At 64.1% G+C, this 25,388-nt stretch carries 26 protein-coding genes; 6 read left to right on the forward strand and 20 right to left on the reverse strand.

Going from position 1 to position 25,388, the window contains the following annotated elements; all coding sequences use genetic code 11:
- Both phnL and phnN read left to right on the forward strand, forming a co-directional pair.
- Window positions 1–684: a phosphonate C-P lyase system protein PhnL gene (gene phnL / locus F8A10_RS19925; protein WP_010396612.1), complete on the forward strand. Its 684-nt coding sequence runs from the start codon at window positions 1–3 to the stop codon at window positions 682–684.
- Window positions 681–1,214 (forward strand): phosphonate metabolism protein/1,5-bisphosphokinase (PRPP-forming) PhnN, encoded by a 534-nt coding sequence (phnN, locus tag F8A10_RS19930; RefSeq protein ID WP_010396610.1) that lies wholly within the window; start codon window positions 681–683, stop codon window positions 1,212–1,214. Before phnL ends, phnN begins: the two co-directional genes overlap by 4 nt.
- Here phnN and F8A10_RS19935 read toward each other — a convergent pair.
- On the reverse strand, window positions 1,196–1,876 hold the full coding sequence (locus F8A10_RS19935) for a DUF1045 domain-containing protein (protein WP_010396608.1): 681 nt from the start codon (window positions 1,874–1,876) through the stop codon (window positions 1,196–1,198). The genes phnN and F8A10_RS19935 overlap by 19 nt on opposite strands.
- Before the next feature lie 95 nt (window positions 1,877–1,971).
- Here F8A10_RS19935 and F8A10_RS19940 point away from each other — a divergent pair, with 95 nt between their 5' ends.
- The gene (locus F8A10_RS19940) at window positions 1,972–3,114 is read left to right on the forward strand and encodes an alpha-D-ribose 1-methylphosphonate 5-triphosphate diphosphatase (protein ID WP_152368298.1); all 1,143 of its coding nucleotides are present in this window, start codon (window positions 1,972–1,974) and stop codon (window positions 3,112–3,114) included.
- 48 nt (window positions 3,115–3,162) lie between these two features.
- On the opposite strand, the gene F8A10_RS19945 is transcribed toward F8A10_RS19940, so the two are convergent.
- From F8A10_RS19945 to F8A10_RS19965, 5 genes are read right to left on the reverse strand one after another with little or no spacing between them, the layout of a single operon-like run.
- Window positions 3,163–4,122, reverse strand: a complete 960-nt coding sequence (locus F8A10_RS19945; RefSeq protein WP_010396603.1) for an ABC transporter substrate-binding protein — start codon at window positions 4,120–4,122, stop codon at window positions 3,163–3,165.
- Window positions 4,123–4,140: 18 nt separating this feature from the next.
- Window positions 4,141–5,109, reverse strand: a complete 969-nt coding sequence (locus F8A10_RS19950) for an ABC transporter permease (RefSeq protein WP_152368299.1) — start codon at window positions 5,107–5,109, stop codon at window positions 4,141–4,143.
- On the reverse strand, window positions 5,106–6,590 hold the full coding sequence (locus tag F8A10_RS19955; RefSeq protein ID WP_152368300.1) for a sugar ABC transporter ATP-binding protein: 1,485 nt from the start codon (window positions 6,588–6,590) through the stop codon (window positions 5,106–5,108). Before F8A10_RS19955 ends, F8A10_RS19950 begins: the two co-directional genes overlap by 4 nt.
- Window positions 6,587–7,681 (reverse strand): Gfo/Idh/MocA family protein, encoded by a 1,095-nt coding sequence (locus tag F8A10_RS19960; protein ID WP_152368301.1) that lies wholly within the window; start codon window positions 7,679–7,681, stop codon window positions 6,587–6,589. Before F8A10_RS19960 ends, F8A10_RS19955 begins: the two co-directional genes overlap by 4 nt.
- A complete protein-coding gene (locus F8A10_RS19965; protein ID WP_152368302.1) occupies window positions 7,678–8,730 on the reverse strand; it encodes a sugar phosphate isomerase/epimerase family protein in 1,053 nt (350 codons plus the stop codon). The genes F8A10_RS19960 and F8A10_RS19965 overlap by 4 nt, the downstream gene beginning before the upstream one ends.
- A gap of 96 nt (window positions 8,731–8,826) precedes the next feature.
- Between F8A10_RS19965 and F8A10_RS19970 the strand changes: the two genes are divergently transcribed.
- On the forward strand, window positions 8,827–9,840 hold the full coding sequence (locus F8A10_RS19970; RefSeq protein WP_152368303.1) for a LacI family DNA-binding transcriptional regulator: 1,014 nt from the start codon (window positions 8,827–8,829) through the stop codon (window positions 9,838–9,840).
- A gap of 72 nt (window positions 9,841–9,912) precedes the next feature.
- Here F8A10_RS19970 and F8A10_RS19975 read toward each other — a convergent pair whose 3' ends face one another.
- Entirely contained in the window at window positions 9,913–11,280 is a 1,368-nt protein-coding gene (locus F8A10_RS19975; protein WP_152368304.1) for a dicarboxylate/amino acid:cation symporter, read from the reverse strand.
- Window positions 11,281–11,485: 205 nt separating this feature from the next.
- Between F8A10_RS19975 and F8A10_RS19980 the strand changes: the two genes are divergently transcribed.
- Both F8A10_RS19980 and F8A10_RS19985 read left to right on the forward strand, forming a co-directional pair.
- Window positions 11,486–13,174 (forward strand): sensor histidine kinase, encoded by a 1,689-nt coding sequence (locus F8A10_RS19980; RefSeq protein WP_152368305.1) that lies wholly within the window; start codon window positions 11,486–11,488, stop codon window positions 13,172–13,174.
- The gene (locus F8A10_RS19985) at window positions 13,171–14,502 is read left to right on the forward strand and encodes a sigma-54-dependent transcriptional regulator (protein WP_010396590.1); all 1,332 of its coding nucleotides are present in this window, start codon (window positions 13,171–13,173) and stop codon (window positions 14,500–14,502) included. Before F8A10_RS19980 ends, F8A10_RS19985 begins: the two co-directional genes overlap by 4 nt.
- Here F8A10_RS19985 and F8A10_RS19990 read toward each other — a convergent pair.
- The 13 genes from F8A10_RS19990 to F8A10_RS20050 all read right to left on the reverse strand — a co-directional run bounded on the left by F8A10_RS19990 (window position 14,499) and on the right by F8A10_RS20050 (window position 25,388).
- A complete protein-coding gene (locus F8A10_RS19990) occupies window positions 14,499–15,515 on the reverse strand; it encodes a nucleotidyltransferase family protein (protein ID WP_152368306.1) in 1,017 nt (338 codons plus the stop codon). The genes F8A10_RS19985 and F8A10_RS19990 overlap by 4 nt on opposite strands.
- 88 nt (window positions 15,516–15,603) lie before the next feature.
- Window positions 15,604–16,476, reverse strand: a complete 873-nt coding sequence (gene napH, locus F8A10_RS19995; RefSeq protein ID WP_085501710.1) for a quinol dehydrogenase ferredoxin subunit NapH — start codon at window positions 16,474–16,476, stop codon at window positions 15,604–15,606.
- The gene (napG, locus tag F8A10_RS20000; protein ID WP_010396587.1) at window positions 16,473–17,138 is read right to left on the reverse strand and encodes a ferredoxin-type protein NapG; all 666 of its coding nucleotides are present in this window, start codon (window positions 17,136–17,138) and stop codon (window positions 16,473–16,475) included. Before napG ends, napH begins: the two co-directional genes overlap by 4 nt.
- 19 nt (window positions 17,139–17,157) lie before the next feature.
- Complete coding sequence (locus F8A10_RS20005; protein WP_152368307.1) at window positions 17,158–18,372, reverse strand: cytochrome-c peroxidase; 1,215 nt, start codon at window positions 18,370–18,372, stop codon at window positions 17,158–17,160.
- Between the two features lie 5 nt (window positions 18,373–18,377).
- Window positions 18,378–19,286: a methylamine utilization protein MauJ gene (locus tag F8A10_RS20010; RefSeq protein ID WP_152368308.1), complete on the reverse strand. Its 909-nt coding sequence runs from the start codon at window positions 19,284–19,286 to the stop codon at window positions 18,378–18,380.
- A 22-nt stretch (window positions 19,287–19,308) separates the two neighbouring features.
- Window positions 19,309–19,704: an amicyanin gene (locus F8A10_RS20015; RefSeq protein WP_010396583.1), complete on the reverse strand. Its 396-nt coding sequence runs from the start codon at window positions 19,702–19,704 to the stop codon at window positions 19,309–19,311.
- A gap of 83 nt (window positions 19,705–19,787) precedes the next feature.
- A complete protein-coding gene (gene mauA, locus F8A10_RS20020; protein WP_085501713.1) occupies window positions 19,788–20,354 on the reverse strand; it encodes a methylamine dehydrogenase (amicyanin) small subunit in 567 nt (188 codons plus the stop codon).
- Window positions 20,355–20,397: 43 nt separating this feature from the next.
- The gene (mauD, locus tag F8A10_RS20025; protein WP_085501714.1) at window positions 20,398–20,997 is read right to left on the reverse strand and encodes a methylamine dehydrogenase accessory protein MauD; all 600 of its coding nucleotides are present in this window, start codon (window positions 20,995–20,997) and stop codon (window positions 20,398–20,400) included.
- A gap of 1 nt (window position 20,998) precedes the next feature.
- The gene (locus F8A10_RS20030; RefSeq protein ID WP_010396575.1) at window positions 20,999–21,559 is read right to left on the reverse strand and encodes a MauE/DoxX family redox-associated membrane protein; all 561 of its coding nucleotides are present in this window, start codon (window positions 21,557–21,559) and stop codon (window positions 20,999–21,001) included.
- A gap of 1 nt (window position 21,560) precedes the next feature.
- Window positions 21,561–22,805 carry a methylamine dehydrogenase (amicyanin) large subunit gene (gene mauB, locus F8A10_RS20035; protein WP_152368309.1) on the reverse strand — a complete coding sequence of 415 codons (1,245 nt, stop codon included), beginning with the start codon at window positions 22,803–22,805 and terminating at the stop codon, window positions 21,561–21,563.
- A gap of 88 nt (window positions 22,806–22,893) precedes the next feature.
- The gene (locus F8A10_RS20040) at window positions 22,894–23,730 is read right to left on the reverse strand and encodes a methylamine utilization protein MauF (protein ID WP_152368310.1); all 837 of its coding nucleotides are present in this window, start codon (window positions 23,728–23,730) and stop codon (window positions 22,894–22,896) included.
- Window positions 23,731–23,973: 243 nt separating this feature from the next.
- Window positions 23,974–24,837 (reverse strand): LysR family transcriptional regulator, encoded by an 864-nt coding sequence (locus F8A10_RS20045; RefSeq protein ID WP_193668349.1) that lies wholly within the window; start codon window positions 24,835–24,837, stop codon window positions 23,974–23,976.
- A gap of 86 nt (window positions 24,838–24,923) precedes the next feature.
- The gene (locus F8A10_RS20050) at window positions 24,924–25,388 is read right to left on the reverse strand and encodes a membrane protein (protein WP_010396567.1); all 465 of its coding nucleotides are present in this window, start codon (window positions 25,386–25,388) and stop codon (window positions 24,924–24,926) included.

The following is a 25,388-nucleotide window of genomic DNA, read 5'->3' on the forward strand; positions in this document are numbered from 1 at the left end:
ATGATTGAGATCCGCAATCTTTCCAAAAGCTTTACCCTGCATAATCAGGGCAGCGCAGCCATCCCGGTCATGGCGGACGCGCATCTTGAGGTCGCCCCCGGCGAATGCGTCGGGCTGATCGGCCGTTCGGGTGCGGGGAAATCGACACTGATGCGCATGGTCTATGGCAATTACCTTGCCCAGGAGGGCTCGATCCGGGTCGGGGATCTGGATGTCGTCAGCGCCGAACCGCGCCAGATCATCGCCCTGCGCCGCGCGGTGCTGGGCCATGTCAGCCAGTTTCTGCGCGTCGTGCCGCGGGTTCCAACGCTGGAGGTCGTGGCCGAGCCGCTGTTGCGCCTTGGCGTGCCGGCGGATCAGGCCCGCGCCCGGGCAGCCCGGCTGCTTACCCGTTTAAACATCCCCGAACGGCTGTGGACGCTGTCGCCGACCACATTCTCGGGCGGCGAACAACAGCGGGTGAACATCGCCCGCGGCTTTGTCCACGACTACCCGGCGCTGCTGCTGGACGAGCCGACGGCAAGCCTTGACGCCCGCAACCGCGAAGAGGTCCTGCGCCTGATCGAAGAGGCCAAGGCCCGGGGTGCGGCCATCCTTGGCATTTTCCACGATGAGGCAGCGCGCGACCGCGTTTGTGACCGCCTGGTCGATGTGACCGCCTTTACCCCGGGACTGGCGGCATGAGCCGGCATCTGGTCGCGGTAGTCGGCCCCTCGGGCGCGGGCAAGGATCTGCTGATGGTGCTGGCCTGCAAGGCGCGGCCCGATCTGCGGGCCGCGCGCCGCGTGATTACCCGCCCCAGCGAGGCAGGAGGCGAAGATTTCGAAGGCGTCAGCGATGCCGAATTCACCGCCCGGGCACAGGCCGGAGCTTTTGCGCTGCATTGGCGCGCGCATGGGCTGGGCTACGGCATCCCGGTCGAGGCGCTGTCGGGCGATGGCACGCTGCTGTTTAACGCAAGCCGCGCGGTTCTGGCCGAGGCGCAGGCACGCTTTCCCGACCTTGCCGTGGTGCTGGTCACCGCCCCGCCCGAGGTGCTGGCGCGCAGGCTGGCCGGGCGCGGACGCGAAAGCGGTCCCGATCAGGCGGCACGGCTGGCGCGGGCGGATTTCCCGCTACCGCCCGGCATCACCCCGCGTATCGTGATAAACGACTCTACCCCCGCTGAGGGGCTGGCGCGGTTTCTTGCCGCGCTTCAGCCCGAAAGGGCATAGCGATGCAGCAGGCGGAAACGCCCATCCTCGCCCTCGCCAAAAAGGCACAGTTCGGCCAGCCGGAATGGTCTGGGCAGGACCGGGGCGAAATGCGCATCAAGGACCCGCGCCGCCTCGCTTGCCAGCGGTTCATCCAGCCGGTCCGAGAGGGTCAGGTGAAAGCGGAACTCGTCCATCACATAGGGATAGCCCCAAAGGTCCAGCAGCTCACGCTGGCGCGGCGTCAGAAGGTCGGGGCGGCGGCGGGCAATCTCGGCCTCGGTCAGGGGTGCGCGAAACCCGTCAAGCGCGGCAACCACCGTCGCAGCAAGGGTTTGCAGGGGGGTCGTGTCGCCCTGCGGGATCAGCGCCAGAAAACCGCCAAGGCTTGCCAGTTTCAGCCCGGACAGGGTTACGGGGGCAAGCTGCGCGGCAAGCCGGCTCAGCGCGTCATGCAAGCCCCCGGCATCGCGGCCCTCGGCCAGCCGGAAAGGCGGCTTCAACGTGCCGTGAAAACCGTATCTGCGCGGATCGCGCGTGATGTCAGCCGCAGGCAGGCCCAGATCGGGCTGTTCAACGGCTTGACCAGTGGCGGCATCCCAGCCCAGCCACGCGCTGGCATGACGGGCAAAGGCACCCTCGGGCGGGGCGTAATAGATGGCGTAACGCTTCATATCTTCCATGCGCAGGCTCTTAGCGGTCGTGTGTCACAGCACTGTGACATGCCGGTGGCATTCAGCCCGCCCATCTACCCGGACGCAAGACAGGACGAAAGACGATGACCGAAACCATCCTTGCCAATGCCACTCTGATCCTGCCCGATGAGGTGATCCGGGGCACGCTGCGCATGACCGAAGGCCGCATCTCTGCCATCGACCATGGCAGCGCCGTGCCCGCGGGCGCGATCGACTGCCAGGGCGATCTGGTCCTGCCCGGCCTGATCGAACTGCACACCGACAACCTGGAGCGCCACATCCAGCCGCGTCCCAAGGTGAACTGGCCACATCAGGCCGCAATCCTTGCCCATGACAGCGAACTGGCAAGCGTCGGCATCACCACGGTATTCGATGCGCTGCGCGTCGGTTCGGCCGTGTCAGGCGGCGGGTCGGAACACGGCGAATACGCCCGCGCCATGGCCGATGAGATCCTTGAACTGCGCGCGATGGGCGCGCTCAAGATCAGTCATTTCCTGCATCTGCGCGCCGAGGTCTGCTCGGAAACGCTGGTGACCGAGATGGCAAAATTCGGGCCGGGTGACCGCATCGGTATCGTCAGCCTGATGGACCACACCCCGGGAGAACGCCAGTTCCGCGATCTTGAAAAGCTCAGGGAATATGTCTGCGGCAAGCATGGCCTGTCGGACGAAGGCTTTGCCGATCACGTCGCCAGCCAGCGCGCCCTGCGCGAACGCGTGGGCCCGCTGCATGAGGCAACGGCGGTGGCCGAGGCGCGGCGCTATGGCGCGGTGCTGGCCAGCCATGACGACACCACTGCGGGACAGGTCGCGGTCTCGGCCGGGCATGGCGCGCATTTCGCCGAATTCCCCACCACACCCGAGGCCGCCCGCGCCTGCCGTGACCATGGCATCCGGGTGATGATGGGGGCGCCGAACCTGATCCGGGGCGGCAGCCATTCCGGCAATGTCGCCGCAGCCGAACTGGCCGAGGCAGGTTTGCTTGACATTCTGTCCTCGGATTACGTGCCCTCGTCGCTGCTATCCGGGGCGCTGCTTCTGGGCGATCTGTGGGGCGACATGGCACGGGGTATCTCCACAGTTACCCGCGCGCCCGCCGAGGCGACCGGCCTTGACGACCGTGGCCGGCTTGAGCCGGGCGCGCGGGCCGATGTGATCCGCGTCGCCCGTATCGGTAAGGGCGCAGCACTGCGGGGTGCCTGGGTTCAGGCCAACCGCGTCGCCTAAGCGCCCCTGGCGGATGGTCCCGCCCTGACGGCGGGACCGAACGGCCGCTTAGAACGGGCTGTCAGGATAATAGAACTGTCCGGCGTTCTCGGGCGTGATCAGCCGGCTGCTGATGATAAAGCGGCCGGTCATCGGCGAGTTTGAGACAAAATTCAGCGCCGTCATTTCAATCGCGGCGGAAATAAGCGCCGGAGGATAGGTCACATTGACCGGCAGCTGCTTGTCACCATCCATGATGCGCTTGACGATTTCCTTCATCCCGGCGCCGCCGATCACCCACATCTCATCCTGGCGGTTCGCGGCGGAAATCGCCTCGAGCACGCCCAGGGCCATGTCGTCATCAGCCGCCCAGACCGCGTCGATCCTGGGGTATTTGGCCAGATAGTCCTGCATCACCGCAAAGGCGTCGTCACGGTTCCAGTTGCCATGCTGCATGTCGAGGATTTCTACCTCGGAACCCTCCAGCGCCTTTTGGAAGGCCTCGACCCGCTCATTATCAAGCGTGGTTGGAATGCCGCGCAGGACGACGACCTTGGAACCCGGCTCAAGATGTTCACGGAAATATTCGCCCGCGACACGGCCAAAGGCGGTGTTGTCTCCCGCGACATACAGATCCTCGATCCCCTCCTGGCTAAGGCCCCGGTCAACCACGGTCACGAACTTGCCCGCGTCCTTGACGGCCTTGACCGGTGCGGTCAGCGGCTCGGATTCAAAGGGCAGGACCACCAGCGCGTCGATATTGCGGGTGGCCATCATGTCTTCGATGTCATTGACCTGTTTGGCCGCATCGCCAGCCGTCGACAGCACGAATTCAAGGTTCGGATAGGTCTCGCCCAGCCGTTTGATCGTGTCCTGAGCATGCCAGTTCAGCCCGCCCATGAACCCATGCGTCGCCGACGGGATCGACACGCCGATGATCTTTTTCTCGCCGTCCTGCGCAAAGGCGGCGCTACCCATTCCCATGGCCGCGACCAGCGCGGCGGCCTTCATCAGGCTTCTGCGTTTCATCTGTTCTTTCCTCCCCAGTCACCGCTCCTCGGCGGCGCGTTTTTCCCGCTGCAGCACCACAGCAAGAACGATGATGACCCCCTGGATCGCCCCATTCAGATAGGGGCTGACCAGATCGGCCAAATTCAGGATGTTGTCGATCAGCGACAGGATCAGCACGCCGACCACCGTACCCCAGACCCGGCCGCGACCACCCTTTAACGCCGTGCCGCCGATGATCACGGCGGCAATCGCCTCAAGCTCCCACAGCACCCCGGTCGAGCCCGAGGCCGAACCGAGGCGCGGCACGTAAAGGACGACCGCGATCCCGACCAGTGCGCCCAGCAGCACATAGGTCAGCAGCCGCACCCGATTCACGTCGATGGCCGAATAACGCGCCACCCGGTCGTTTGAGCCGATCGCTTCGACATGGCGGCCAAAGCGCGAATGGCGCATGATCCATTCGCCCAGCACCGCGACCATGGCAAAGGCGATGATCGGCCAGGTGATCCAGCCGATGCCGCCATAATAGACGGGCCGGTAAAGCGTGCGCAGCCCATAATCGAGCGACAGCGTGCCCCCGTCAGCAAGCCATGTCACCAGTGAGCGGAATATGCCCATGGTGCCAAGCGTGACGATGAAAGGCTCGATCCGCGCCTTGGTGATCAGCGCACCGTTAAGGTAACCGGCAACGATACCGCCAAGGACCGCCACCGCCATGCCAAGCAGAATAGTCCCCCAATTGCTGCCCAGACCCGGCAGGGCAGCGTTCATGGCAATGATCGCAACCCCCGCCAGAAAGGCGGCCATCGAGCCCACCGACAGATCAAGTCCACCCGCCGTGATCACGAAGGTCATGCCCACCGCGATCAGCCCGATAAAGGCCGAGCGCGCCAGCACATTGGTGATATTGGCCGGCGCCAGAAACGAGCTGTTCAGCGCCGCCCCCAGGATCACAAGGGCGATCAGCGCAACAAGCGGGCCAAGGGTATGCAGGTCGATCTTCATGCGGCTTCTCCGGTCACGCCCATGGCAAGGCGGACGATACGGTCTTCGGTCATCTCGCTGCCGGACAATTCTCCGGCCAGCCGCCCCTCGCGCATGACCAGCACGCGGTCGGCCAGACCGATCACTTCGGTCATCTCGCTGCTGATAACGATAAGGCTGCGGCCCTCGGCGGCAAGTTTGCGGATAAAGGCGTAGATCTGGCTTTTCGTGCCCACATCAATGCCACGCGTCGGCTCGTCGATCAGGATGATCCGCGGGTCCGACAGCATCACCTTGGCCATCAGCAGCTTTTGCTGGTTGCCGCCCGACAGTTTGCCCGCCGCAATATCGCGGCGTGGGGCACGGATATCGAATTCGCGTGTCGCCTGTTCCAGCGCCGCATCCTCGGCCCGCGTGTCGATCCGCCAGCCACCAAAACGTTCAAGCGTCGCAAGCGTCAAATTCTCACGCAGCCCTTTGTCAAGCAGCAGCCCCGCCTCTTTGCGGTCCTCGGTCAGATAGGCAAGGCCCGCGGCAAAGGCGTCGCGCAGGCTGCGGATGGCGACGGGCCTGCCCGCAACGCAGATTTCGCCGCCAGCGGGGCGCAGACCGACCAGCCCCTCGGCCAGTTCGGTGCGTCCTGAACCGATCAGCCCGGCAATGCCCAGCACCTCACCCCGACGCAGGGTGAATGAGACGTCGCGCACCCGGCCCGGCACGGTCAGACCCCGAACCTCAAGCGCGGGCTCATCACCGGACTGGCCTTTCGGCGGGTAGAAGTCCTGCAACTCACGACCGACCATAGCGGCGGCCATGCCATCCTCGCTCAGATCACCGCGCATGGCGCGGCGCACCACGCGACCATCGCGCAGTACGGTGATGCGGTCGGCCAGATGCGCCACCTCGTCCAGGCGGTGCGAACAGTAAAGGATCGCCACCCCCTCGGCCCTCAGGCGGTCGATCTGACGGTAAAGCGCGCCGACCTCGCGATGGGTCAGGACCGCGCTTGGCTCGTCCATGATCAGCACCCGCGCCTTGCGTGACAGGGCCTTGGCGATCTCGACCATCTGGCGGTCGGGAACCGACAGGTCGCGGATCAGCGCCCCGGGATCGACCCGGGTATCCAGTCGCGCCAGCAGCGCCGCCGTCGCCTCATGCATGGCAGCATGATCAAGCCGCCAGCCGCCAATTTCGCGCCCCAGAAACACATTCGCCGCCACCGTCAGATCGGGGGCAAGGTTGAATTCCTGATGGATGACGACAATGCCCCGGGCCTCGGCCTCGGGACCGCTGGTCAGCCGGACGGGCTGGCCGTCCAGCAGCACCTGCCCCAAAGTCGGATCCAGAAAACCGCCGAGGATCTTCATGATCGTCGATTTTCCGGCCCCGTTTTCACCGATCAGGGCATGAACTTCGCCCGGTTCCAGCGCCAGATCGACGCCGTGCAGCACCTCGACCGGGCCAAAGCTTTTCGAGACGTTATCAAGCGCGAGTACGGTCATGACCCGACCTCGACCCATGCGCCGTCCCGCGCGGCCGAGGCCTGCGTCGCGGCGATAAACGCCATGCCGGAAAGCCCGGCCTCAAGCCCCGGAACACGGTCAGCAAGGCTGGAATCACCGCGAATGATCGCCGCGATATCGCTGTAAATATTGGCGAAACCTTCCAGATACCCCTCGGGATGGCCGGGCGGGGTACGGAAAGAGGTGCTGCGGTCCTGCGCACGGGTCAGGATGCGGGCCGGACCATCCTTGGGCGACAGGATCAGTCGCTCGGGGTCGGGCAGACGCCATTCCAGCGCGGCTTGCGTCCCAAAGATACGCAGAGACAGGCCGTTTTCCTGCCCGACCGCGACCTGACTGACCCAAATGCCGCCTTTCGCGCCCGAAGCATAGCGCATAGCAATGCGGGCATCGTCATCGACCGTGCGGCCCGGAACCATGCTCGACAGATCCACCGAAAGCGCCACGGGGGTTTGCCCGGTGACGAATTGCGCCAGTTGCCAGGCATGGGTACCGATGTCGCCGATGGCACCCGCCCCGGCGCGGGCCGGATCGGTGCGCCATTCGGCCTGTTTGCTGTCTGCCTGATCAGCCAGCCAGCCTTGCAGATATTCGGCCTGTACCAGCCGGATATCCCCCAGCGCGCCTTCAGCCACAAGCGCCCGTGCCTCGCGCACCATGGGCATAGCACAATAGTTATGGGTCAGGAAAAAGCGCGCGCCGCTGGCCTGTGCAGCCTCGGCAATCTCGCGCGCTTGTTCGGGCGTCGCGGCCAAGGGTTTATCACAGATCACGTGAATCCCCGCGCGCAGAAAGGCTGCGGCAGGCGCGGCGTGCAGATGGTTGGGGGTGACGATGCTGACAGCCTCGATCCCGTCTTCGCGCGCGGCCTCGGCCCGGGCCATGTCGGCGAAATCGCCATAGCTGCGGATGCCCAGCCCGGCGGCGCTGGCCGCCGCCCGTTCAGGGTCCGAAGACAGCGCCCCCGCGACCAACTGAAACCGCCCGTCCATGCGCGCAGCGATGCGGTGAATGGCGCCGATAAAAGCACCGCTGCCGCCGCCGACCATGCCCAGACGAACCGGCCTCATAGCCCCAGCGCCTTGTTTATGGCCGCGCGATCTACCTCGCTGGCGGCGAAATCGTCAAAAGCATGTGGCGTGACGCGAATGATGTGATCACGCACGAAACGCGCCCCCTCGCGCGCGCCGTCCTCGGGGTGTTTGAGCGCGCATTCCCACTCGACCACCGCCCAGCCGTCGAAATCATATTGCGTCAGCTTCGAAAAGATCGCGCCGAAATCCACCTGCCCATCCCCCGGGCTGCGAAAGCGGCCGGCCCGGTCGGCCCAGGGCTGATAGCCGCCATAAACACCCTGCCGCCCCGAGGGGCGGAACTCGGCATCCTTGACGTGGAACATGCGGATGCGGTCGTGATAGATGTCTATATGTTGCAGGTAATCAAGCTGTTGCAGGACATAATGCGACGGATCATACAGCATGTTTGCCCGCGCATGACCGCCGAGACGGTCCAGAAACATCTCGAACGTCACGCCGTCGTGCAGATCCTCGCCGGGGTGGATCTCGTAACACAGATCAACGCCCTGCTCATCAGCCAGATCCAGCAAAGGACGCCAGCGCGCAGCAAGCGTGTCAAAGGCCGTCTCAACCAGCCCCGGCGCACGCTGCGGCCAAGGATAGAGATAGGGCCAGGCAAGCGCCCCCGAAAATGTCGCCATCCGGTCAAGACCCAGCAGCCGACTGACCCGCAGCGCCCGACCAACCTGATTGACTGCCCATTCCTGCCGCGCACGGGGATTGCCGCGCAGCGCAGGCGGCGCAAATGCATCAAAAGCCGCGTCATAGGCTGGATGAACGGCGACAAGCTGGCCTTGCAGATGGGTCGAAAGCTCGGTCACCTCGACGCCGTTCTGACGGGCGATGCCCAGAAATTCGTCCCGGTAATCGCGCGACTGCCCGGCCAGCGACAGATCCAGCATGCGCGAATCGGTCGTCGGCACCTGCACCCCGCGATAGCCGCAATCGGCGGCCCAGCGGGTGATACCATCCCAGCTGTCAAAAGGCGCCTTGTCTGCGATGAATTGCGCCAGAAACAGCGCCGGTCCCTTGATGGTCCGCATGTTCCCCCTCTCTCCTCATGTGCAGGCTGCCTTGCCCTGCAATCGATTGCAAACATTTTCTTGCACCCTGCAAGAGCGCAGGCGTAATCTTGGGTGATGAGGAACCAAAGCCCGCCCGGAAGGGCCAGATTGTCGGATGTCGCGCGGCGCGCCGGTGTGTCTGCCGCCACCGTCAGCCGTGTGCTGTCCCGCCCCGGGCTTGTTGCCGAGGCCACACGTGAGGCGGTGCTGAAGGCCGTCTCGGAAACCGGCTATCGGATCAATCACGCCGCCCGCAACCTGCGCAAGCAAAGGACAGGATGCGTGGTGGCGCTGCTGCCCAATCTGGCCAATTCCTTTTTCGCCAAGATCCTTGACGGCATGGGCCGTGAACTGGCCAGGGCGGGCTATGACCTGCTGGTCGCCGACACGCTTGAGGACAGCGGGCGCCACACCCGGCTTGACCGTTTCCTGGATCCTTCGCGCGCAGACGGGATCGTGCTGATGGACGGACTTGCGCCCTTTGACGATCTGGCCGGACGGCCCGACCTGCCCCCGGTCATCACCGCCTGCGAATGGATCGAGGGCGTGGAACTGCCGCGCGTCATGCTTGATAACCGCAAGGGCGCGGAACTGGCCGTTACCCATTTGCGCGATCTTGGCCATGACCATATCGGCCTGATCGGCGGACCGCCCGACAATGTGCTGCACAAGGACCGGCTTGCGGGTGCGCAGACGGCGGCAGGATCGGCGCGCATCACGGGGTTTCCCGGGGATTTCACCATGCAGTCAGGCCAGCGCGCAGCCGAGGCCTGGCTCGCCCTGCCCGCACGCGACCGGCCCGGCGCGGTCTTTGCCTTTTCCGATGAGATGGCCTGCGCCTTTATGTCCGGGCTGCGGCGCGCAGGCATTAGCGTGCCTCAGGATCTGTCGATCATCGGCTTTGACGATATCGAACTGGTCTCGCACCTGACCCCGGCGCTGACCACGATCCGCCAGCCCAAGCGCGAGATCGGGCGCAAGGCGGCGCAGATCATCCTTGACCGGATCGCGGGGCAGGAAATCCCCACCGTAACCCTGCTTGAGCCCGAACTGATGCTGCGCGAAACAACAGCCGCGCCGCAACGCTGAACGAAAAAAGGGCACCCTGGTGGGACGCCCTTTCAGAACCGTTCAACAAGGAACCATTCCCCGGAACCGGAATCAGTCGGCGCTGGCCTCGTTCAGTTGCAGGCCAGCCGGGGCGCCATGCAGATCATGGATCGGCTGGACATCGCCGCGCAGATCTCCGGCAAGGGCGCGGTCGAACTGGTCGCGGTCAAACGCGCCTTCCCAACGGCTGACGACAACGGTCGCCACCGCATTGCCGATAAAGTTGGTGATCGAGCGGCATTCCGACATGAAACGGTCCACACCCAGGATCAGCGCCATACCCGCGACAGGCACCGTGGGCACGACCGAAAGCGTCGCGGCCAGGGTGATGAAGCCCGCCCCGGTCACACCCGCCGCGCCTTTCGACGACAGCATCGCCACCAAAAGCAGCAGAATCTGCTGTTGCAGCGTCAGATCGGTGTTGGTCGCCTGCGCAATGAACAGCGCCGCCAGCGTCATGTAGATATTGGTCCCGTCGAGGTTGAAGCTGTAGCCCGTCGGCACGACCAGCCCCACGACCGAGCGGCGGCAGCCTGCACGCTCCATCTTCTCCATCAGCGAGGGCAGCGCCGATTCCGAGGACGAGGTGCCCAGCACCAGCAGGATCTCGGCCTTGAGATAGGCCATCAGCCGAAAGATGGAAAACCCGTTCACCATGCAGACCGTGCCGAGCACCACGATCACAAACAGCGCCGAGGTCAGGTAAAAGGTCCCGACCAGCGTCGCCAGATTGATCACCGAAGCGATGCCGTATTTGCCGATGGTAAAGGCAAAGGCTCCAAAAGCCCCGATGGGCGCGGCCTTCATCAGGATATCGACCATACGAAAGACGGCGTGGCTGATCGCCTCGAACAGGGTGACGACCGGCTTGCCCTTGTCGCCGATCAGGATCAGACCGATCCCGAACAGGATGGCGACAAACAGCACCTGCAGGATATTGCCATCGACAAAGGCCGAGGTGATCGTCGTCGGAATGATGTCCATGACGAACCCGGTCAGCGAGGTCTCATGCGCCTTGGTGGCGTAATCGGCGACCTTGCTGCTGTCGAGCGTCGCGGGATCGATGTTCATGCCAGCACCGGGGCGGATGACATTGGCCGTGATCAGCCCGACGATCAGGGCAAGCGTCGAAAAGGTCAGGAAATAGCCAAAGGCCTTGCCGACGACCGAACCCACGCCCCTGAGCGTACCCATACCGGCCAGCCCGGTGACGATGGTCAGGAAAATCACCGGGGCGATGATCATCTTGACCAGTTTGATGAACGCATCGCCAAAAGGCTTCAGCGCCTCGCCCGTCTCGGGGTAGAAATGTCCGATCAGCGCACCGGCGAAGATGGCGCAAAGAACCTGAAAATATAGATGCCTGTAAAATGGCCGCGGTGCGTGAGCGACCGTCGCGGCCGTGGTGTCGATGTGCATGGGGCCTCCTCCAACCTGCGTATGACGGCAATGTGACGGCCATGATAAATTCGCAGGCGGCGGCGCCCAAAAATCGCGCGCATGACAGCAATGCATTGTAATCATGGCTTTTTACGCAGATCACTCCGGCGCATATGTGTGGTTTTCCGCACAGATCTGATCTGTTAGTGTGGGAATCGGCACAAGCCTGATTCCCGGGAAAACCATGGTCGCCACCGTCGATTCGCATAGCGAAAGCCCCCGCCTGACATTGCGGCGGGTGATGGTTGTGGCGGCGCTTGTTCTGGTGCTTGTCCTGCTGCTTGCCCTGACCTTTCGCATTGCGCAGGCCAGTGCCACGCGCGAACTGACCGGGCGGCTGGCAATCAGCGCCCAAAGCCGGGTGCAGACGCTGGAAAGCGTTCTTGCCAAACAGCGTGTGGTGGCAACCGTGCTTGCAGATGACGCGGCGGTGCGGCAGGCTTTGATGGACCCTTCGCGCGCGAATGTCGCCCGGGTTTCGCAAAAGCTTGGGCGGCTGAAGGAACAGACCAGCAGCGCGGTGATCTACCTGCTGAACCGCGACGGGATCGCGATCGCCGCCTCGAACTGGCATGAACCGGACAGTTTCGTCGGCTCGGACTATAGTTTCCGCAGCTATTTCACCGATGCGCTGGACCACGGTGAAGCAACGCAATTCGCGCTTGGCACGGTCAGCAACCGCCCGGGCCTTTATCTGTCGCATGACATACCGCAGGCGGGACACGCCCTTGGCGTCATCGTGGTTAAGGTCGAGTTCGAGCCGATGGAGAAAGGCTGGGCTGAGGCCGAGGAAACCACGCTTGTCACTGACAGCTCCGGTCAGGTGATCCTGACAAGCCAGCCCGCGCTGCGCTTCATGCCGATGCCGCCCCAGCCCGCTGGTCAGGTTTCGGCCCGGCTGGCGGTGCCGGGTGCGGATTGGGTGCTTTGGTTACGGGCGTCTGCGGCCGAGGCATCGCGGGCGGCCCTGCTGGCGGCGGGGACCTTTGGCTTTCTCTTTACCCTCTTTGCCGGCGCGGGGTTCTGGGCGCTGCGCATCCGTAGCCGCACCGCCCGCCGGATCGAGGCCGAGCGCCGCTATCGCGCCGATCTGGAGCGCGCCGTGGCCGAGCGTACCCGTGACCTGACCACCGAAATGCGCGAACGCCGCACCGCCGAACAGCGGCTGTCGCAATTGCAGGGCGAGATGGTGCAGGCCAACAAGCTGGCAACCCTTGGCCAGATCGCAGCCGGCGTCGCGCATGAGGTGAACACGCCGCTGGCCACGATCCGTCTGCTGGCCGAAAACGGTCGTCAGATGCTGGGCGAAAAGGACGCGCCCGAGGTCAGCCGCAACCTGTCGCAGGTGCTGCGCATGACCGACCGCATCGCCCAGATCACCACCGAATTGCGCGGCTTTTCCCGCAAGGCCACTGGCACGCTTGGCCCGGTTGCGATCAAAGAGGCGCTGGATGCGGCATTGTTGCTGACTGCCAGCGGGCGGCGCGCTCAGGATATCCGGCTGATCCTGCCCGAGATCCCCCCGGGCCTGCGTGCGATGGCCGAAACGGTAAGACTGGAGCAGATCCTTGTGAACCTGCTGCAAAACGCCCAAGAGGCGCTTATCGGCCGTCCCGGTCCCGAAATCCGGGTCACTCTGCGGGATGACGGGGCGATGCTGCGGATCAGTATTTCAGACAACGGGCCCGGCCTTGCGCCCCAGATCGCGGCCAGCCTGTTCACCCCCTTTGCCACCAACAAACCCGAGGGGCTGGGCCTTGGTCTGGTCATCTCGCAAGAAATCGCGCGCGATCTGGGCGGCAGCCTGACCGCCGAGCCACCGCGCGAAGGCGAAGGCGCAACCTTTCATCTGGACCTGCCGAAAGCTCAATGACCGACGCTCCACTTGTCCGCCTTGTCGATGACGATCCCGACCTGCTTGAGGCGCAGGCGCAGGCGCTGCATCTGGCCGGCTTTCGCGCCGAAACCTTTACCGATGCGGCAAGCGCGCTGGACGGGCTGGGTCGCGACTGGCCGGGGGTGGTGCTGTCAGATGTGCGCATGCCCGGCATGGACGGGTTTCAGTTGTTCCAGCGCATCCATGCGCTTGACCCCGATCTGCCGGTGATCCTGCTGACCGGACATGGCGATGTGCCGATGGCAGTCGCGGCCCTGAAACAGGGGGTCTATGACTTTCTGACCAAACCGGTTGGCGGCGACACGCTGGCTGCGGCGCTGACGCGGGCGGCCTCGAACCGGGCGCTGGTGCTGGAAAACCGGGCGCTGCGCCGCCAGCAACAGGACAGTGCTGCGCGCGAAACCCGGCTGATCGGGCAAAGCCCCTTTATGCAGCATCTGCGCGAGACGATCTCGCGCCTTGCCGAGGCAGGCAGCGACGTGCTGATCCTTGGCCCCGGCGGCTCGGGCAAGGAAACCGTGGCCCGCGCCATCCACCGGCAAAGCCCGCGCCGCGCCCGCGCCTTTGTCCATATCGCCTGCGCCGCCCTGGACGAGGCACGTTTTGAGGCCGAGATGCTGGGGACCGAGCAGCAGGGCCGTGGCCCGCGCCAGCCCGGCCGGCTGGAGACCGCGCATCGCGGCACGCTTTATCTGGACGAAATCGAGGCGCTGGCCCCGCCCTTGCAGGCCCGCCTGCTGGCACTGATCGAGGCGCGCCAGATCCAGCCCCCCGGCACCGCGGCCCCCCGACCTCTGGACCTGCGGGTCATTGCCGCAAGCCACGCCGAGCTGCCGCGTCTGGTGCAGGCCGGGGCGTTTCGGGGCGATCTGTATTACCGGCTGTCAGGCGCGACCCTGACTCTGCCTCCGCTGGCCGAGCGGCGCGAGGACATTCCCGAGCTGTTTCGCCATTTCCTGCTGGCGGCCTCGGCCCGGCTGAACCTGCCGGTCGCGCCAGTGACCGGTGCAGTCAAGGCGCGGCTGGTCGGTTATGGCTGGCCGGGCAATCTGCGCGAATTGCAGCAGTTCGCCGAAAGCCATGCGCTGGGGCTAACCCCCTTTGACCCGCCGGCCGAGGGGGATGAGGCCCCCGGACTTGCCGATCTGGTCGGGGAATATGAGGCCGAACTGATCCGCGAGGCGCTGCGACTGGCCCAGGGCAATGCCACGCAGGCAATGGCCAGGCTGCGGCTGCCGCGCAAGACATTCTATGACAAGCTGACCCGCCACGGCATCCGCCCCGCCGATTTCCGGCCGGGCTAAAGCGCCTCAAGCCGCGCGCGCAGATGCGGCATCCGTCCCAACGACGCGGCCAGCCGGTTTCGCCATGCGGGGCCTTGCTCTAGCGCGGTTTCATAGGCGTCGCGCAAATCATCGGGCCGTTCCTCGGCCAGAACGTCGATCAGGAATTCGGCCTGCGCCCGATCCTTGCGCGATTTCAGCGTATCAGGTCCGTCACGGCGGCGGTCGGCAACGATCAGCTTATGGATGGCAAACCGCTCGGGCCTTGGCACCTGAATAAGAAACCCTGAACGATATAGCAGCGGCACCCGGATCGGATCGGCAATCAGGTAGTTCAGGTAATGCAGGCTCTGCGCCGAAACGCCAAGTGCGGGCAGATCGCGCAGCCCCTCGGTGCCGTCGAAACAGGGGGTCAGGAACTCGACCAGCGTCTGTTGCTCACCCTGACGCCAGCGCCAGACCCGCTGTCCGTCAACGGCTGGCAAAGGGTCAAAGCGCAGGTCGCGAAACACCTCGGCCAATGGCTCGGTCACCTGATCGCCCAGAACCAGCGACAGGCGCTGAAAGCTCGCGATGTCGATATCGTCGGTCATTGCGGTCTGGTCAAAACCGATACGGACGCCAAGTTCGCCTTCGTAACAGCGAAAGGCCTGGGTCCCGACCAGCGTACCGCCCAGCCGGAATACCCCGGCCCGTGCCATGGCCGAAATCACCTGACCAGAACCACGGTCGGTCATCAAACAGCCCTCGGCCCGCAGAATGCGCATCAGGCGCGAACGTTCGCGCTGGCTGTTACGCTCGGCCGCGCGCAAGGCCTCAAGCTGTTCCAGACGCGCGCGCAATTCATCGCTGTCCTCGCCGATATAGCGGTCGATGATCCGGTCCCCGAGGCGGAAATGATCGTACCAGTATTTTTTCTGCCCGATCGTCTTGAGCCGGGGCGTACCACGCAATTCACTGACCGCAGCGTCCTTGAGATGCCGCAAAAGATCGGTCCATGCTGCCACAGCCACGGGGGAAAGATGCTGCGTCACGATTACCCCACAAAGATAAATTCGTGGGGTAAGATAGCAGAACTTCTAATACCCCACAATAAATTATTCGTGGGGTAGAGGTTGCCAGCTATTCCGCAGCCCCGGTTTGCAGCCACGGCCGGCGGGTCGAGATCTGGAACACATCGACCGGGCAGGCGTCGATACAGCCGCCGCAGTTCTGACAATCGCCGGACAGGATCAGCGGACTGCCCCGCCCTTTCAGCGCCGGGACGATGACATGCGGCTCGGGGCAGATGTTAAAGCAGGCGCCGCAATCAGTACATGCGCTGCGCCTTGTGGCCGAGACGCGGACCAGCGCGCCCCGCCCGATCAGCCCATAAAATGCTCCGACCGGGCAAAGATGACTGCACCACGCCCGCCGCGAGACAAATAGGTCAAGCAGGAACACCGCCAGAATGATGCTCCAGCCAAAGCCGATACCCGAAATCAGCGCCCGTTGCAGCAGGCTGACCGGATTGACGAACTCCCACGCCACAGCGCCTGTCAGGGCCGAGGCAAACAGCGTCCCCGCCAGAATGACCAGCCGGCTGCGGCGGTCAAGCTTGCGGTCACGCGTCAGCCCGGTCTTTTCGCGCAGCCAAAAGGCCGTGTCGGTGACGATATTGACCGGGCAGACCCAGCCGCAATAGGCCCGCCCGCCAAGGACCAGATAGGCCAGTGTGATCACAGCCGCGCCGCTTAGCACCGGCCAGGCATGTATGGCGCCGCCGAAAATTCCCTGCACGACGATATAAGGGTCGGCCAGCACCACCAGCCCGGCGATGTCGCTTGCGGCGAAATTGCCGCGCACGATCCAGATCCCCGCCCATGGCCCCAGCATGAAAAGCCCCAGCAGGGTGATCTGGCTGAACCGGCGCAGCAGCCACCATTTATGGCTGCGCAGCCAGCCCCGCTTACCAAGGCTGAGCCGTCGGCTCTCACTGATCAGCGGGCCAATCATGCCGGCCTGCCCGCGCGGTTGCGCCCCGGACCGCCCAGACCCAGATCGCGCGGCAGTACCCGGATCGATGCATGGCCGGTGACGCAATGCTTTTCGCAAGTCCCGCAACCGGTACAATGGCGCGAATGCACGGTCGGGATCATGATCTTGCGGCCGTCCACCTCGCCCGGTTCAAGGGTGATCGCATCGCCCCGGATCGGGCAGACCCGGACGCAGATGCTGCAATTCATCCCCTTGTAATTCAGGCAATCCTCGTGCCCGACCAGCACTGCGACGCCCATATCGGCATCGCGGATCGAAGGTATCTCGCGGTCAAGCGCCCCGGTCGGACAGGCACGCGCGCAAGGGACGTCCCTGCACATGTAACAGGGTTCCTGTCGCGGGGTGAAAAAGGGCGTGCCAACCGCGGCCTCTGCCCCCCATTCAGCAAGCGACAGCGTGTCATAGGGACAGGCCTGCACACACAGCCCGCAGCGCACGCAAGCGGCCAGGAAATCGGGCTCGGGCAGGGCTCCGGGCGGGCGCAGGGCGCGGGCATCAGCATGCGAGGCCGATCTGACCAGCGCCGCCAGAGAGAACCCGCCCAGACAGGCCGCCCCGGCGCCACGCGCGATCTCTTGCATGGCCGTGCGGCGGGTCATCTTGCGCTTGCTGGATGCCATCCTGCGTTCCTTTCGGGCTCTAGTCGGTCGGGGCCGTCTCCTTGCGGATGCGCTTTTGTTCGGCCAGCAGCGGCTCATAGCGGCGGTCCGTCAGCGTTTCGAGAAAAGCCACCAGCGCATCGACCCGCGCATCGTTCAGCATCAGCCCCGATTGCAGTTCGGGCAGAGACAGGTTCTCGGCCACCTCGGGCTGCCCCCAATCCCGACCGGTTTCGGGATTGATGCGCGATTCAGGCCGGCGACTGGTGTATTTGTTGTAAAACAGAACGGCAGTGCGCAGGTCCTCGAACACGCCGTTATGCATATAGGGCCCGGTCACAGCGACATTGCGCAGGGTCGGCACCTTGATGCGCCCGGCCTGCGCGGGATCGTCGATACCGGGACGGGCAAGCAGCCCCAGATCGACATGATCCGGCCCCAGACCGCTGGCTGCACGGGCCGCGGGATTCACTGGCACGCCGATGTTGTGATATTCAAAGCTCGTGAAGGTCTCACGCTCGACCACGCCCTGCTTTTGCAACTGGTGGCACAACCGACAGTTCCAGGTGATAAAGACGGTATAGCCGAACTCTTCCTGCGGGGTCAGGCTTTCTTCGCCGCGCTGCCAGCGGTCAAAGCGGGAATCAAAGGGCATGAATTCCTGGCTGCGCTGATAGGCCGCAAGCGCGGCCGAGGCCCCCTTGAAGGCCCTGTCCACATCATCAAGCGCGCCGGGACCAAAAAGCGCGGCAAAGCTTTCCTGATAGCCCTGCTCGTCACGCAGCCGCGCCACCACCGCCGCCTTGTCAGTCATCGCCATCTCGACCGGGTTCAGCATCGGCTGGCCGGCCTGATCCTCAAGATCATCGGCCCGCCCGTCCCAGAACTGCCCACCCTTGTAGCGGCCCTTGGCGTCACGGTGAAACGATGGGCTAAGTGCGGCATAGCTGAGCGTCGGCGTATTGCGGTCACCATAGGAAACGCCGTCATCGCCAAGCGAAACCGCCCGGCCCGCCACCCCTTCGCGCGGGTCGGTAAAGGCGTACTCGGGATCATGGCAGGTGGCACAGGACTGGGTGCCGTTCCGCGACAGCGCGGGATCATGAAACAGCCGTTGGCCAAGCTCGGTCAGATCGTGCTGCACCTGCCCGGAGGTTGGGCGGGGGGTGCGCCCGGTCGCCGCGCCGACCGTTACCACGGCCCCGATCAGCGCAAGGACCAGCAAAAAAGGCGAAAGGGAGCGCGGAAAAGACATGGCGTTCAGACCCCGACCCCCTCGGGCCCGACCAGCGATGGCGCGGCATGGTTGCGGGCGCGAGTTTCGGCCACGATCAGACGATGGGCGACCAGATCGGCCAGATTGGCCAGTTGCGAAAGGAGTTTCTGTGCAGCCAGATCGTCGGCCAGCGGTGCAAGCACCCCTTCTGCCGTGAACAGCCGGTCATGATGGGGACGCAACAATCCGACCAGATCCGCCAGCCCTATGCCCTGCAAATCCTCGGGCGCGTTGATGGCGCCAGAGTGGATCAGCATCTCTTCGCTGACCCTCAGGCTGGCCGCACCCGAGCGCGCCAGCGCGGCGTGGCCGGTCACGGCGGCGTGCAGGACCGCAAAGCCTGCGATCAGCCTGCTTGCCGCATCGGTGGCGTTACGGGCACGCTGAAACAAGGTGACAATGGGGACCAGATCGGGCGCAACCGGGGCCAGCGCGGCCAGATCCAGCTGCAGGGCGCTGGGGCGGAAAGGCGTGCAGCGCCAGCGCGCATCATGGGTCAGATCGGCGATACGCCAGCCTGCGATGGCCATGCCGCGCCCGGTTTCCACCAGATAGCGCAGGATACGCGGTTTGATCGCGGCATGGGCGCGGGCCAGCGCCTCCTCGGCCGAAGGGGCCGAAAGGCGGCACAGGATCTCGGCCAGCTTGCCGCCCTGATTGCCGTGCAGGCTGATCCGAACTGGCCCGGCGCCGCCTTCGGCCTGATCCCCGATCTGAGGCAGGTGCAGATCCTCGGGGACAAACAGATCCAGCTCCCAGATTTGGGTGACCGGGTTGCGCAGAAAGAAGCCGACCAGAAATTCCCGCATACGGGCGTCGGCCCGTGACAGGCTGATGCTGTCCCGGCTGCTTTCAGCCTTAAGTGCGGCGCGGATGTCATAGGGGATCCACATGGGCGGCTCCTTTCCGTTCCGGTCACTCGACCGTCACCTTGGCGCGCATAAAGGGGTGGGGTGTGCAGTGATATTCATAGCTGCCCACCGCATTGAAGGTGATCGCATAGGCCTGATCCTTCTTGAGCATCTCACCCTTGAAGGCATCATCGCCAACCACGCCCTTTTTGAAGGCGACGTTATGGGGCATGACCTCGCGGTTGACCCAATAGACCGTGTCCCCTGCCTGAACGGTCAGTTCGGGCTGGTCGTATTTCATCTTGTCGATATTGACGATGATGGCGTCGGCCGGGACATCGGCGGCGGTCAAGACGGACCCACCGGGCGCAATGGCCCCGTCAGCCAGGGCAGAAAGGGCGCCGGTCGCCACCAGCATCACAGCGGCAAGCACAGACCGCGACGTTTTGGCAAAATTCATGGAAAAGTCCTCTTTAGGTACGGGGTGCCGGACGCGACCAGGGCGCATGAGCCTCAGGCGGAGGAGCGCGTCCGGCGGGATCGTCAGCTTGCCTTGCCGACGATAGGAGAGATGGTGCAGTGATAGGTCATGGCGTCATCCTCGGCACCGAAACACCAGATGATGTCATTGGCGAATTCCGGGCGATAAACCGGCAGTTCGCCCTCGGTGTTGAGGCACGGACAACGGCCCGACACATTCGCACCGCAGCAATCGCGATAGGCGATCAGATAGCTTTGCCCGTCAGTCGGGTTATAGCAACTGGCCACCCAGGACGCGGTCGCAAGCTTGGTGCCCGGCGGGCAATTGGTCAGCGAACCGCCCGAGCAATCGCAGATATTGCCGTCGATCGAGCAGTGCCGCCAATAGTCGCAGGATTGCACGTCATGATCCTGCGGCTGCCATTTGGCGCGCGGATCCGCCCCCTCGGGGGCCGAGGCAGCATTGGCGCGGCTGACGCGGCCGCGGCGATCCACCGGCAACAACGGCACGATGGCAGCCCCCGCCAGCACCGCGCCAAGGCGGCCGATGGCACCCCGGCGGCTGGTGCGGCCGGCCACCCGGCGGGACAGTCTTTCGACCATATCGTCAAATCTGAAGTTCCCCAGCATCGTTAATCCTCCCTCTGCCTGGGTCGAGACGGAAACGGCCGGGTCAGGCCGCGTTCTTTTTGCGGCTGGCCATGAATTGCTGCAGCGAGGCAAAGCCGGTCTTGTCAGCCTCAAGCAGGCTTTCCAGATGCTCGCGCGTGTTGGTCAGCCCCTTGGCCTTGATCTCTCCATTCGCATCCAGCAGCACGCCATAGGGGATCTTGCCGACCTGGAAAGCCATGCCGATTTCAGCCGAAACGACATAGCGGATCTGGCCAAGATCATGGTTCCTGAGGAAACGCGCATGTTCTTCGGGCGCGCCGTCGCTGATCATCACCACGCCGATCTTTTCGGCCCGGGCAATGGATTTGATGATCGGGAACAGCTTGTCGCAGACCGGGCAGGTCGGCGCAGTGAACATAAGCAGCGTCGGACGCCCCTCGGCCGAAGCACCGCCGATATGGACCGGACGACCGAAGTAATCGGGCAGGTCGAATTCGGGGGCCTGATCTCCGATATCGGGACCGTGGTCGGTGATCATCGCGCCCATGGGCGATGAGCGCTCATGCAAAAGCCCGATCTGGCGCATAAGGCCCAGCATGACCATGGTGACACCCAGAAAGGCGATCCAAAGCAGAATGTTCGAGGCAATCAGATAGGTCATGTCAGCGGCCTTTCGCTGTAGAGGTTGCGTTCTGCGTGGCGGAGAGCCCGCCCAGCAGCGATGCGCTGAAGTAAAGAAGCATGAGCACGGCCCCGGCGATCAGCCCGGTTGCAAGCTCGGCCAGCCCGGCAGGACGTGCGGAGGGATGCAGTGCGGCCACCGCAGCCGCCAGCCCGGTCAGCAGGACGTTGCGACCAACGACCAGCCAGCTGATGCGTTGTTTCATGCCGCCGCGAAAACAGCCGCAGTCGATCTGGGTACGCCCGCGCAGCACGTTGATGGCGATGGCCAGACCAAAGATCGCAAGCAGCAGCGCCGCGACAAGGGCAGCGGGCCGCGCCAGCGCCGGAACAAGCAGCGCCACCGCGACGGCCAGCTCTGCCACCGGCAGGACCATCGCGACGGCCCGCGCCAGCCAGTCGGGCAGCAGGCGAAAATTCCGCACCACGCCATAGAACTCTTCGATCCCCGCGAGCTTGGAGATTGCGGCCGTCGCGAACAGCGCCGCAAGAAAGCTGCGTAGCGTCCAGAGGATCAGCGGTTCGTGCAAAAACGCCGCCATCTCATGACTCCATGTCATGGGTGATGAGGACCTGCGGCCCACGGCCCAGCTGGTTGACGCTGCGCAGCTCTTTGCCCGAGGCGGCGTCATAGATGTGCAGGGTCTGTGTCCCGGCCGACAAACCGTAAAGCAGCGGCTCGGCATCCTGGCTGACGTTGATCGAGTCGATCTCGTGGCCCATCTCGATCTTGGCAATCCGCTCGCCCGTCGCGGCGTTCAGCACCAGAACAAAGCGGCTTGCGGTCTTGTGCTTATGCCCGGCGCGTTGGTCCACCAACAGATAGATCCGGTCAGAGCTACGATGATAGGCGACCTGCTGCCAGCCACCCGGTGCCCAGCCTTCGGCGCGCTCGGCCTCGGTCAAGGCCTCGATCGGATTGCGGAACCCAGCCTCTTCGGCGGTCAGATCCATCTGGTAAATCTTGCCGGTATAGGTCGGCCAGACCAGCCTGCCGCTACGGCTGGTATATGCGGGATGGTTGATCAGCAGCTCTTCTTCGGGGTGAAAGACCTTGCTGTTCGAGATCTGGGGCTCATCCCCCGCGATATCGACCCGCGCCAGGCTGCCGTCACGGCAGTTCATGTAAAAGACCGTCGGGCTGGCCGGAAAGATGTGATAGCAATCCGGCACATCAATCATGCGGTCGAACTTCTTGGCCTCAAGATCGACGATGCCAACCGCCGGGGCGGGCGAGAACTGATAGAACAGGAATTTCTTGTCGTCCGGCGTCAGCGCATTCATCCACTGATAGGTGCCGACCAGAAAACGCGAGTCCTTGGGCAGCTCGATATCCGCGGTAGGTTCCAGCGTTTCGGGATCAAAGACCTCAATGTAATCCGTGCGGATACCGCGTGCGATGCGCGAATAGACCGTGCTCGCCTGCGCAAAGAACGAGCCGTCATTGGCTGCGACCGGCTGAGGCAGAAAGCCGCCATCGGTCATGCCAAGGACCTCTCCGGTCGAGCCGTCGATGACGAACTGCTGGGTCACCGCAGCGAAATGGGCCGGGTCCTGCACATAGACGCGCCGGGCATCGGGTTTTGGCGCGTTCAGGATCACCGGCTCATCAGCCTCACCCGCCGCAAGCTGGCGCGCAGCCTCGGCAGCGGCGCGCTGGCCCTCGGTCATTGTCTCGTCCGGGCTGCTGTCCTGCGCAAAAGCCGCACCCGTTGCCAGCAGAAATGTGGTCGCGCACAGGCCCCAAAGCCGTGTGTCCTTGATCGTCGCTCTGCGTGAAAGAGCCATGGTTTTCCTCCCAGGGATGTGTTCGCCCGGCCCATCCGGGAACCCGGACAGAGGGAGAACAGGAAAAATGAGAGATTTCAGTTAATTGTCAGATCATCGCCAGCAGGGCGAAAGCCGCGCCCAATGCGGTCAGGATGGCACCGTCAGCGATGGCTGCGCGTTCCTGATTGCGTCCGAGCCATGCCTGAATGGCGTAATCCGTCACCGGGAACAGGTTCACAGCCACCGGCAGAAAGCGTCCCAGATTGAACAGCGCGATAATGGCGATGGCCTCGACAGGGTTGCCGGTCAGGATTGCAGCTGCGGTCATCATGTAAAGCAGCGGCGTCTGCACATAGGTCAGGTAATCAAGCCCCAGCGACAAACCGTACAGCCCGCCGACCACCCATTTCGGAAACCGCTGGCGGGCGTCATGCGGCACCTGCGCCCGGCGCTGCGGATAGGGCACGCGCAGGAAATCCAGCTGATGCGCGCCATAAACCAGCCCGATCAGCGCCAGCACTGCCAGACCAAAGCCGCTGGTAAAGCCTGAAGAGCCCAGCGACATCCCCAAGGCACCCAGCAACGTGCCCAGGATCAGCGCCCCTGCGACATAGCCAAGCCCATGCATGGCAAAGGTCGGCAGCCAGTCGACCAGCGCCCGCGCACCCTTGCCCGTCGGCCGCAAAAGCGAGATCGATGAATAGCCACAGGGCGACCATGTGGACAAAAGGCCGCCCAGAAAAGCCGCAACACCAATGCAACCCCACAGCGCCATACCCGAGCCGCTACTGTGCAAAATCAGGCCACCGCCAAGACCAGCCGCGATGGCCAGCGCCATGATGGCCAGCCGGCTTGTCCGGGAAAAGCTGCCGGGAAAGACGGTGCAGTCCGCTACGCCATCCGTCTGAATACCCCCTAATCGGAAATCGTCAATCGAAGTCACCGTCCGCCTCCTCTCGTTCGGTCCCCCGGGGCCCTGCGACCTTTCGCCACGTTTAGCGCCAAAGATCGCCGGAACCCGACGCAACCACAGACTGGAGGCTGTTGCCCGCAGGCGAAATTCATATTTCTGCAGCCGGGGGCCGCAAAAACGCCGGTTGCAGAGGAAACGAATCAGTTCGGAAGATAACTTAGTCAGTTCAATTGGTTGATTTCAGGGACACTGCGGGTTGACCTGCGCGGCAACTCATCCTTTGGTTGCGGATGTCTTTGCGTCCCGGCGCGCAGGGAACAGCGTCGCGCACCATTCCGACAGTCTGCGCGCCAGCGGATCGTTGCGCAGATGGGGCTGCGTCAGCAGCCAGATCTCGCGTGAAGCCGACATGGGCGTCACGATCACATTGGCGAGCCGCGCCAGATCCCGGGCCATCAGATCGGGCAACATCCCCGCCGCCCGGCCGCTTGCCAGCATCGCCCGGATCAGGTTCAGGTTCGAGGTTTCAACCCGGATCGGTCGGTCTTTGACCACGGTGAACAGACCCGCCATCTCGGGCGTGTCGGCAAGGATCTGGGGATAGGCGGCAAGCATCTCGGTATCCGGCGCCATGGTGCAGGGCCGGACCAGGGAAAAGCTGATCTCTCCGACCCGGCGCATCAGGAAAGCGCCGCTTTTGGGCCTTCCAAGGCGCAGGGCCAGATCGGCCTCCCATCGCGACATTTCGACATTGTTGTCCGAGGTATCGATGCTCAGCGTCAGTTCTGGCAGTTCGGCCAAAAGGTCGGGCAGTTTCGGGGCCAGCCAATGTTCGGCGATGGCGGCGATAGTAGTGATGCGCAGCACCCGTTCAGCAAAATGCTGTTGGTCAAGCAGGCGGCGAATGCTTTCAGCCGCTGATTCCATATCATGCAGCGGGCGCATGATCGCCATACAGGCCGCTGTCGGCCGACGCAGCCCATCGGCAGGCTCAAACAACGAGACGTCAAGGGCGGTTTCAATCCGCGCTACGCGGCGGGCGACAGTCGTTTCGTCGATCTGCAGCGCCCTGCCCGCCCTGACATACGAACCAGTCCGATAGACGGCAGAGATAACCCGAAAGTCGTCCCAGTTCATTGCAGCAGCGCCAGATTTGCCCATATGCTGGGCAGTTAATCTGGTTTTCTGCCCGGATTAAAGGGGCTGTGCCCGACAAATCGGCATCAGAACAATCCATGCGCACCACCCACCGCCCCAATAACCGCGATGGCCGAGCCGGCAAGCAGCAGGCGATGCATCCGGTCCAGCCGGTCGAAATCCGCCGCAGGGTCGGGTGAGGTCGCCATGCGCCGGTGCAAAAACAGCGGCTCGATCACGAAAAGCATGACAGCAAAGACAAGCCAGACCGCGAGCATGGCGTGCATCCACCAGAACGAGGGATCAGCAAAGAGGCCCCACATCGCGCCGCGCCAGATCATCCACAGCCCGCTTGCCCCGGCAAGCAGCACCCAAAGCCGCGCCTGCGGGGCAAACCGACCCTCGATCGCGTGAAAGGCGGCCAGCCGCCTGTCCGGGGGGTAAAGCCGGCGCAGCGCCGGTATCACCACCAGCGTCACGAAACCGACGCCACCAATCCACATCAGGACCGCCACGACATGCAGGATACGGGCCAGCGCCAGGTCGTCCAT

The organism is Paracoccus kondratievae (assembly GCF_009301415.1).
Lineage (GTDB): Bacteria > Pseudomonadota > Alphaproteobacteria > Rhodobacterales > Rhodobacteraceae > Paracoccus > Paracoccus kondratievae.